Source organism: Burkholderia sp. Bp9143, assembly GCF_003853645.1.
Taxonomy (GTDB): domain Bacteria; phylum Pseudomonadota; class Gammaproteobacteria; order Burkholderiales; family Burkholderiaceae; genus Burkholderia.
In genome coordinates, this window is the sequence record NZ_QTPO01000106.1 from 1 (window position 1) to 3,924 (window position 3,924).

At 59.1% G+C, this 3,924-nt stretch carries 6 protein-coding genes; 5 read left to right on the forward strand and 1 reads right to left on the reverse strand.

The window, feature by feature from the left end; translation table 11 throughout:
* The first annotated feature begins 569 nt into the window (after positions 1-569).
* From DIE23_RS40655 to DIE23_RS38640, 5 genes are all read left to right on the forward strand, one after another.
* Positions 570-1,106 carry a hypothetical protein gene (locus DIE23_RS40655; protein WP_260436374.1) on the forward strand — a complete coding sequence of 179 codons (537 nt, stop codon included), beginning with the start codon at positions 570-572 and terminating at the stop codon, positions 1,104-1,106.
* 62 nt (positions 1,107-1,168) lie between these two features.
* On the forward strand, positions 1,169-1,558 hold the full coding sequence (locus tag DIE23_RS40660) for a hypothetical protein (protein WP_260436375.1): 390 nt from the start codon (positions 1,169-1,171) through the stop codon (positions 1,556-1,558).
* Between the two features lie 91 nt (positions 1,559-1,649).
* On the forward strand, positions 1,650-1,898 hold the full coding sequence (locus DIE23_RS38630; protein ID WP_124618116.1) for a hypothetical protein: 249 nt from the start codon (positions 1,650-1,652) through the stop codon (positions 1,896-1,898).
* Between the two features lie 82 nt (positions 1,899-1,980).
* Positions 1,981-2,244 carry a hypothetical protein gene (locus DIE23_RS38635; protein WP_057929858.1) on the forward strand — a complete coding sequence of 88 codons (264 nt, stop codon included), beginning with the start codon at positions 1,981-1,983 and terminating at the stop codon, positions 2,242-2,244.
* A 398-nt stretch (positions 2,245-2,642) separates the two neighbouring features.
* Positions 2,643-3,380, forward strand: coding sequence for an SOS response-associated peptidase family protein (locus tag DIE23_RS38640; RefSeq protein WP_124618118.1), 738 nt, complete (start codon positions 2,643-2,645; stop codon positions 3,378-3,380).
* Between the two features lie 19 nt (positions 3,381-3,399).
* Here the strand turns inward: DIE23_RS38640 and DIE23_RS38645 are convergent, their stop codons facing one another.
* Positions 3,400-3,726: an H-NS family nucleoid-associated regulatory protein gene (locus DIE23_RS38645; protein ID WP_124618121.1), complete on the reverse strand. Its 327-nt coding sequence runs from the start codon at positions 3,724-3,726 to the stop codon at positions 3,400-3,402.
* Between the last annotated feature and the right edge of the window lie 198 nt (positions 3,727-3,924).

The following is a 3,924-nucleotide window of genomic DNA, read 5'->3' on the forward strand; positions in this document are numbered from 1 at the left end:
GCAACCGGCGTATGCTGGGCTTCGGACTCACTCATGCCACTATCATGGCTCAGGTGGAGCTAGATGGATAGCCCTTAAATATATACAGTGTCGAATCGACTCGCAAGTCCGGCCTATCGGTCCAATCGACAAACGAGTTTTTCTATTATTTGAGGCCAGAGTAAATAATTGATCGCCAGGTGGAATGGCCGAAATCCTCGAAAGAGCACCGCTATTGGCGAGCTTTTCGGGAAAAAGATGCAGCTCGCTACCGCTAAGCTGTCTCCATCAACCGCGCCTTCGGCGCATCGACGATCGCATCGACCCGCAAAGCCTCATTCCGCGCTCACGCGGTAAGTCGCATGCCGGCGATAGCCAACTTCCCACGCTTTCCCTCAACCTGGCCCACGCCGTGATCGGAGAGGTTGCGTGCCGACACCTGATGCGAGGCTTCGCCTCTGGCGGACATGCGCCTCTGTCCGCCAGAAGCGCTGACCGCCACGAACTACCTGTTTGCCTTGGGCAAACCCTTCTTCTCAACCCTTGCGGGCACGTCCGCAAGGGCCGGCTCGCGTGACCTTGTGAGCTCCATGAAATCAACCTATCTCTTTTCCGGCGACGTGTCCGGCATGCCCATGTCGCAGCACAACGCCCCGATCACCGACAAGCTCATCGTCCGGGTAGGCATTCCCCATCGGAGCGGGAAGCTCACCTTTCATGCCTTCAACGAAGGCTATCCAGCCATGGTGTCGGCGAACGCTTTCTGGAATTCCACGAAGGGGCAATTTCAATTCCCTCAAGCAACCGACCTTTCCGAACTCGACTACGCGCTCGACAGCGCGGGATACACCGCGATGATGTTGTGGAAGAGGAAAGGGCGTCAGCGCGGCATGGCCGGCGTCTATCCCTGGACAAACGCGCAATACGTCGAACTCGCATCACTATCCGTGCAACCTGGTTTTCCGCGCCCGACATGGCGTGCGAGCCGGAGCTTGCATCGAGTCAAGCCGAAGTCGATTACCGCGTCGACGCAACGGCAACACTGCTCGAAGGCACGCTGCGCGTCTGTTACGCATGGCAAAACGCGCTCGCACGCTCCTGCGACGCCCAAACCGTGCAGAACATGATCCGGATCCCCACCCCCGTTATACAGGGGTGGTCGGCATCAACGTACGCCCGGAGCCTTGAATTGACTCTCAAGGTATGGGAACGATGGCAGCCATGGGTCGCGCCACCGACGCTCATCGGTGTCGGCTCGGTATGCCGGCGCAGCCTCACGGATCCGCGGCACGGACTGTTCACGATCCTTGATCGTCTGGTGGCAGACCTGCCGAAGGGGACCCGTCTACACCTCTTTGGCGTCAAGGGTGACGCGCTCCGTGAACTGAAGATGTATGACGCAGTCGCGTCTGTGGACTCGATGGCCTGGGATTTTGGCTCCCGCGTGAATGCACATCACGCAGGACGGTCGAACACGATTGCGCACCGCTCGGCTGAAATGACCCGCTGGATGCAGGGTGCGCTATCGCGCACGCGCCCATCTGCAGGCGACCAGTACCGCCTATCTCTCGTCGCGTGACCAGTACGGCCACGGCTTCTTTCATTGCCGCGCACGCGGTTCTTTTAACGGGCGGCCCAATCGGGCCGCCCAATTTTATTCTGGAACACGCATGGAATCGCAACACAACAGCATCTCCGGCACGGCGCCGGTTCGAACCCGCATCGACATGGAATTCTGGTCCAACCTCGATCCCGAAGTTGCGGCCCTCGACGCGGATTCGCACGTTGGCCAAGCCGTTTGCGGCCTCCTCGTCCATTTGCAGAGCGTCGTCAACACGCAAGCGGAACTGGAGTCTGACCATGTCTACCTGCTCAAGCAGATTGGAATACGCCAGTCCGGTATCTGGCTGTTCGGTTGATAGCCGGATTCGTTCGATCACGCCCCCAAGTACGCCCGGAAACTTCACGGAGGGGGAATTCAGGCTTTGAAGATGATCACATATGAGACGCAACAGAAAGAAACGCCTCGCCCAGCTTCGGCCACCGGGCATCCGCGTGGACGAGGTCGGGAAGGTCATCGGCCGCGCAAAGGGCGTCGTTCGCAGTATCGGTCACGTCGACGACGATTCCGTCATCGACCTTGTACTGGAGTGCGCCAGCGTCCTGTCGATCACGCTCTCTGGCACAGAGGAAGAGTGGGCCGTGTTCAGAGTGCTTGGCCGGCCGCGAATTATCGACTCGGGCTACGTCCACCGGTGGTGGTAACCTCGTAACCCAAAGCTCTATCGGGGATGTCTATCAACCCTCACGGTGACGAATTGAGTGACGCTGCACCGAAAGCCCGTACGTTCGATGCCTTCGCGCTGCAGGAATAGCTGGCAAGACAAATCGATAATCTGAAATCACGCCCACCGCGTACCCTTCACTGGGTATCGGTGGGCTTTTTTTCTTTTCGGTGGCGGTATGTTCGGCTGAACCCATTCCATTGCACGCGATCGTCGAAATCTCGACCGCCAAAGATTCAGGGGCGGGAGGGATCCGCATGGCATGTGCGACGACACGGGCGGACGGTGCAGCAGCGGCCTTACGTTTTCCGGATATGAAGTATGATTTTCGGCGTAGCCCGTACGAGGGGATCAGAACGTGTGCACCTATGTGTCGCAATGCAGCGGAGCCGATACGCGAAGCACTTCGGTATCGAGCCGCCAGCCGGCGAGTGGCCCGTAGAGATCTACCGCGACTACGTTGCGCCAATCATTCGTCGCGGTGTCAACGGCGGGCGCGAGTCCTTACTTGGCACTTTCGGGATGGTGCCGCGCAAACGCATTCCGGAGCATGTGCGCGATTACGACACCATAAACGCCCGCAGCGAAACGATCGGCAAGCTGCGCAGTTTCGCGAAGCCTTGGGCCGCGGGTCAGCTCTGTCTCGTACCCGCCCAAGCCGTATTTGAGCCGCGGTATCCCGACCTCCCGAATCTCGTTGGGCCGAACCGCGACGAAGCGATCGAGACATTCCTGGAGCAGAAGTCAGAGCTCTGGAGTATCAGTGTCGCGAATGGCGATCTATTCGCTGTCGCGGGAATCTGGCGCGCCTGGGAAGAACCCAACGACGGCGAATCATACTCGCTCACGATGATCATCGTGAACGCGGACGAGCACCCGATGCTGCGTCAGTTCCACAAACACCTCGATCGCGACGGCCGACCAAACGAAAAGCGCGGCGTCGTGATCGTGCGGCCGGACCAGTACGACGACTGGCTTGCGTGCCGCGATCCGGAAGTCGCCCAGACCTTTCTGTCATTGCTCCCGGCAAATCTGCTGTCTGCGGCGCCAGCGCCGAAGGTGCCGCGCACTCACGCGACCGAACTACCAGCGCCGTCGACCGGCTCGCTGTTTTAAGCGCGGCTCGTACGCCCCATCATTCGTCGCGACCAGGCCACCACGGCTTCGGTGTCCGATCGATCAGATAGTCGTCGAGGTTCTTTCCTTCAAGCCACTTCGGCCTCGGCCCGAACCCGGACCAGGCTTTGCCTGAAGACGGGGCGTAGTATTTCGCCGGCGCCCGCCCCTTGGGCGATTTTGCAAAACCCGCTGCGCGCAGTAATGCGTCTTCCGTGATGCCGTATAGGGCAACGTGCTCCCGAACCGCCGCCAAATACGCTTGCTTCTTGTCCTTCTTGTCGCCCACCTGCTGGAGATTCAATTCGCGCAGCTGCGCCTGGAGATGCTGAAGTTCGGTGCTCACGGTCGAGTGTCGAGCGGGTCGAGAAGAAAAACGAGATGGTAGCGGATCGTCGTCGTGAATCCGAATTTTCCGAGGTAAATATAATGTTGGTAACTGTTACAAATTTCCCGATAGTCTAGATTAGATAGCGTCAAGCAGCTTGGCCGGTTTACCGACAACCATCTTGGCCGGTCGACCGGGTGATTGTCGGTGGTTATT